At 73.0% G+C, this 5,232-nt stretch carries 5 protein-coding genes; 1 reads left to right on the top strand and 4 read right to left on the bottom strand.

Features of this window, described 5'->3' with window-relative positions:
- From VFM98_RS11295 to hemC, 4 genes are all read right to left on the bottom strand, one after another.
- A partial coding sequence (locus VFM98_RS11295) for a heme biosynthesis protein HemY (protein WP_325110018.1) occupies positions 1-1,080 on the bottom strand: 1,080 nt, incomplete at its 3' end.
- A 4-nt stretch (positions 1,081-1,084) separates the two neighbouring features.
- A complete protein-coding gene (locus VFM98_RS11290; protein ID WP_325110017.1) occupies positions 1,085-2,158 on the bottom strand; it encodes a uroporphyrinogen-III C-methyltransferase in 1,074 nt (357 codons plus the stop codon).
- The gene (locus VFM98_RS11285) at positions 2,155-2,910 is read right to left on the bottom strand and encodes a uroporphyrinogen-III synthase (RefSeq protein WP_325110016.1); all 756 of its coding nucleotides are present in this window, start codon (positions 2,908-2,910) and stop codon (positions 2,155-2,157) included. Before VFM98_RS11285 ends, VFM98_RS11290 begins: the two co-directional genes overlap by 4 nt.
- Before the next feature lie 9 nt (positions 2,911-2,919).
- Complete coding sequence (hemC, locus tag VFM98_RS11280) at positions 2,920-3,822, bottom strand: hydroxymethylbilane synthase (protein ID WP_325110015.1); 903 nt, start codon at positions 3,820-3,822, stop codon at positions 2,920-2,922.
- A gap of 73 nt (positions 3,823-3,895) precedes the next feature.
- On the opposite strand from hemC, the gene VFM98_RS11275 reads away from it, so the two are divergent.
- On the top strand, positions 3,896-5,232 hold a 1,337-nt coding region (locus VFM98_RS11275), incomplete at its 3' end, for a phosphoenolpyruvate carboxylase (protein WP_325110014.1).

The raw sequence follows: 5,232 nt of genomic DNA, 5'->3' as shown, positions 1-5,232 counted from the left end.
GGCCATGCCCGCCAGGTACTGCAGCGTGGCATCGCGTGGATGCGCCTTCTGCGCCGATTCGATGCGCGCCAGCCAGGCGGCGTCGATGGAATCGAGGCCCTCCTCCAGCGCGCACACCAATTTCACGCGCAGGTTGTCGCCCAGCTCGCTCTGCGCTTCCCACGCCGGCAGCAGCCACTCGCGCGCGAGCCGCGCATCGCCGCGCAGCGCCATCAGCCGCTGCGCCGCATGGATCGCCACCTCGGGCATCAGGCGCTCGGCCGGCTCCAGCTCGCCCCAGGCGCGCTGCAGCTGCCCGACGTCGTAGGCGCCATTGAGCAGGTCGATCGCCAGTCCGCGCAGGATGCTGGCCGCGGCCACTTCCGAGAACGCATGGTGCTTGGCCAGCAGCCGCGCCGTCTCCAGCGCCTCCTGCGGCTGGCCCGCCTGGCGCGACGCGCGCAGCTTCGTGCGCAGCGCCAGCGTGCGCCGCGCGGCGCCCTGCGGCAGGCCCTGCAGCACCTTCATCGCGCCTTCGGGGTCGCGGTCTTCCAGCGCCCAGCGGGCCGCGCGCAGCAGCGCGCCATCGCGCGTCTCCTGCGCGTCGCGCGCCGAGGCCTGCTCCAGCGCGCGCTGCAGGTGCTCCTCGCGCGCGGCGCGGTCCTGCAGGGCCTGGGCCGATTCGGCCGCCAGCACGTGGGCAATGGACCGCAGCTGCGCCGCGTTGGGCGCCTTCTGGCCCGAGGCCGTGAGCGAGCTTTCCTGCTCCAGCACCGCCTCGGCGGACTTGCGCGCGCGGATGTAGCGCCCGGCCAGCAGGTGTGAGATCGAATCGAGCAGCGACGCGTGCATGGCGCGCTCCTTCTGCTGGGTGCGCCAGCGCAGCGCCTGCCGCGGCAGGTCGAACAGTGCCGACAGCGCGCGCACCGCCGTGTACACGACGAAGAAGGCGGCCACCAGCAGCAGCACCACCAGGTTGAGCGAGAGGTCGATGCGGTACGGCGGCCAGAACAGCGTCACCGAGCCCTGGTTGTTGCCGGCGAACAGCGCCCCCGCCACGGCGACGCCGAACAGCAGCAGGAGCCACAAGGCGGCGCGCATCTCCTTACTTCCCCGCCGCGGCCGTGGCGAGCGCGGCCATCGTTTCGTCCACGCGCGGCAGCTCCGCCGAGCGCACCTGCGCCTGCACCTGCTGCAATTGCGTGGCCACCGACTGGGTGCGGCGCGAGGACGGATCGAAGTACTTGTTGAGGGTGGCGGTGGCCGTGGCCACGTCGGCGCGCGCGGCGTCGTTCTGGCGCGCCAGCAGCGACAGGCGCACGTTGAGCAGCTTGAGCTTGAGGTTCTCGCGCAGGAAGAAGGCCTGCTCCGGCGCGACCAGCATCGCCTCGGGCTGGTCGATGCGGCTCACGCGCACCAGGCCGCGCGCCTCTTCCAGCACCGCGTCGCGCCAGCGCTGCCACCACGCGGCATCCGCGGGTGCGGTGCCGCGGCGCGGCGATTCGGTCAGCGCGCGGGCCGGGACCGCGTTGGCCACCGGCAGTTCGTCGACCTGGCGCACGATGTCGTCGAGCCGGGCGAGCAGGCCGGGCACGTCGGTGACGGCCGCCGAGCGGATGCGTTCGGTGTCGTGCGCGATCGCCGCACGCAGCCGGGCCAGCCGCGGCTGCGCGGCGCGCTCCAGGCGCTGGTCGGCCGTGCGCAGCGCGGCGAGCAGGGGCTCGGCGCTGCCCGTGAGCTGCGTCTGCTGCTGCGCGAGGCGCAGCGCCGACTCCACGTCGACGACCAGGTTCTCGTCGCGCGTGCGCGACAGGCTCTGGATCAGGTCCTCCAGCTGCGTGCGCTGCAGGGCCACTTCGGACAGGCGCGTTTCCAGCACCGTCTGGCGGGCCGCGGTGTCGCGCGCCACGTCCTGCGCCTGGCGCGCCAGCGCGCGGGCCTCGATGGCATTCGCACCGCTGTCGGCGCTCTGCCGCGCGAGCTGCTCCTGGATGGCGGAGAGGCGCTGCCACAGCATCACGCTCGAGAGCAGCGCGGCCGCCGCCAGCAGGGTCAATGCGAACAGCGTCGCGCGGGCCAGGCCGGTGGCGCGCGATTCGGGCGGCGGCAGCGGCGCCGCCGGGGCCGGCGCCGGCAGCACGGAGGGCTCGGGCGGGGGCGCGGGAGGCAGCGAACTCATCCGACCGATTCTATCGACGCCACCACGTCTTCGAGGGCCGGACGTGATTCGCGCACATCGCCGAAGCCGAGCGTACGCACGGCCAGGGCGATGCGCGGATGCGTCGCCAGCGCCCGCGCCCCGGCCCACGACTGGCCGGGCAGCAGGGCGGCGAGATTGGCGGCGGCTTCCGAGCTGCTGAACAGCCACAGCGATCCGTCGGCGGCGGCCCGGCGCGCCAGGGCACGCTCTTCTTCGCCCCAGGACGGGCACCGGCGGATGTAGGCCACCACGGTGTCGACGGTCACCCCTTGCGCGGCGAGCTGCTGCGCGAGCCACTCGCGGCCCTGGCTGCGGCCCTCGCCGTCGCCGCCGCGCACCAGCAGCAGGCGCTCGCCCGCGTGGAGCTGCCCCTGCACCTGCTGCCAGAGGCTTTCCGAATCGAACTGGCCGGCGTCCGGCGCTGGCGTGTCGATCCGCTCGGGCGGCACGCCGGCAGCGCGCAAGGCGTCGCGCGTGCCGAGCCCCGGCGCCCAGGCGCGCGGCCCGTCGAACCCGCCTGCCACCCCAAAGAAGCCCTGCACCGCGTTGGCGCTGACGAACATCACGGCCCGGTAGCGCGCCAGGTCGGCTGCGGCGGCGCGCAGCGGCTGCAGGTCGGGCGGGGGAGCGATCTCGATCAGCGGCAGCACGAGCGACGCATGGCCGCGCGCGCGCAGGCGCCCCGCCCAGCGCTCGGCCTCCTGCCGCGGCCGGGTGAGCACCACGGACATGGGGCGGCCCTAGTGGGCGCCGCCCGCGCGCAGCTTGGCGGCGACTTCCTCGCCCAGCCTGGCGGCCTCGGCGAGATCCGCCACCACCTCCGCGCCGCGCGCGGTGACCAGCGCACCCGGCTTGTCCGGGTCGCCCCAGGCGGCGCGCAGCTGCAGGTATTCGCCTTCCAGCGTGGCATGGGCCGCCAGCGGCATCGAGCAGCTGCCGCCCATGGCGCGGCTCACGGCGCGTTCGGCCGCCACGCACAGCCACGTGGTCTGGTGCGCAAAGGGGGCCAGCGCGCCGGCCACGTCGGGCCGCTCCGAGCGCGACTCGATACCGAGCGCGCCCTGCCCCGCGGCGGGCAGCATCTCGCTGGTCTCGAAGATCGCGCGGATGCGATCGCCCAGCCCCAGGCGCTTGAGGCCCGCGCTGGCCAGCACGATCGCGTCGTACTGGCCGTCATCGAGCTTGCGCAGCCGGGTGTCGAGGTTGCCGCGCAGCGGCTCGATCTTCAGGTCCGGCCGCAGCGCGCGCAGCAGCACCACGCGGCGCAGGCTGGAGGTGCCCACCACCGCACCCTGCGGCAGATCCGCCAGCTTCGCGTACTTGTTGGAGACGAAGGCGTCGCGCGGATCCTCGCGCTCCATGACGCAGGCGAGCTCGAAGCCCTGCGGCAGGTCCATCGGGACGTCCTTGAGCGAGTGCACGGCGAGGTCGGCCCGGCCTTCCTCCAGCGCCACTTCCAGCTCCTTCACGAACAGGCCCTTGCCACCCACCTTGGACAGCGAGCGGTCGAGGATCTGGTCGCCCTTGGTCGTCATGCCCAGCAGCGCGACCTGGTGGCCGCGCTGCTCCAGCAAGGCCTTGACGTGCTCGGCCTGCCAGAGGGCCAGCCGGCTTTCGCGCGTGGCGATGGTGAACTGGCTCACTTCGTAACCTGCGATGTTGGATGGGAGATGGTCGATGCTAGCATCCCCGCGTTCCCAAAGACGAGAAGAGCCCATGCCGCCTCCCGAGCAGCCCGCCGTCCGGCGTGCGAAGGACAACGAACGCCCCCTCGTGGAGGACATCCGGCTGCTGGGCCGCATCCTGGGCGACGTGATCCGCGAGCAGGAAGGCGTGGACGCCTTCGATCTCGTCGAGCGCATCCGCAAGCTCTCGGTCTCCTTCCGCCGCCACGACGACCAGGCCGCCGACCGCGAGCTGAAGTCGCTGCTGAAGTCGCTTTCGGGCCAGCAGGCCGTGAGCGTGATCCGCGCCTTCACGTATTTCAGCCTGCTCGCCAACCTGGCGGAGGACCGGCACCACATCCGCCGGCGCCAGGTGCACGAGCGCGCCGGCGACACCCAGGAAGGCAGCATCGACGTGGCGCTGGCGCGCCTGCGCTGGGCCGGCATCCAGCCGCGCGCCGTGGCGCAGATGCTCGCCCACAGCTACCTCTCGCCCGTGCTCACGGCCCATCCCACGGAGGTGCAGCGCAAGAGCATCCTCGATGCCGAACGCGACCTGGCCCGCCTGCTCGCCGAGCGCGATGAGATCCGGGCCCGCGCCCAGCCCCGCGACGCGCTGGCACCGCGCGAGCTGGCGGCCAACGAGGCGCAGATGCGCGCCCGCGTGCTGCAACTGTGGCAGACGCGGCTGCTGCGGTTCACCAAGCTCACGGTCGCCGACGAGATCGAGACGTCGCTGAGCTACTACGAAGCCACCTTCCTGCGCGAGATCCCCAAGCTGTATGCGCACCTGGAGCAGGAGCTGGGGCCGCAGCAGCCGGTGGCGAGCTTCCTGCGCATGGGGCAGTGGATCGGCGGCGACCGCGACGGCAATCCGAACGTCACGGCCGAAACGCTGGTGTACGCGCTGCGCCGCCAGTGCGAGGTGGCGCTGCGCCACTACCTCACCGAGCTGTTCCTGCTCGGGACCGAGTTCTCCATGTCGGCCCTGCTGGTGCAGGTGACGCCGGCGATGCAGGCGCTGGCCGACAGCTCGCCGGACCACGGCGAACACCGCATGGACGAACCCTACCGGCGGGCGATCAACTGGATGTACGCGCGGCTCGCCGCCACGCTGAGGGAACTGACCGGCGGCGATGCCGCGCGCCACGTGCTGCCGCCGCAGAGCCCCTATGCGAGCGCCGAGGAATTCCTGGCCGACCTGCGCACCGTACGCGAGTCGCTGCTGGCGCACCACGCCTCGGCGCTGGTGCAGCAGCGGCTGAAGCCCTTGATCCGCGCCGTGGAGGTGTTCGGCTTCCACCTCGCCACCGTGGACCTGCGGCAGAACTCGGAGCAGCACGAGGAAGTCGTCGCCGAACTGCTGGCCGCCGCCCGCATCGTGCCGGA

This window comes from Ramlibacter sp., from assembly GCF_035706265.1.
In the GTDB taxonomy this organism is placed as follows: Bacteria; Pseudomonadota; Gammaproteobacteria; order Burkholderiales; family Burkholderiaceae_C; genus Ramlibacter.
The sequence above is the reverse complement of the archived record's forward strand: the minus strand, read 5'-3'. Positions and strand labels throughout refer to the sequence as shown.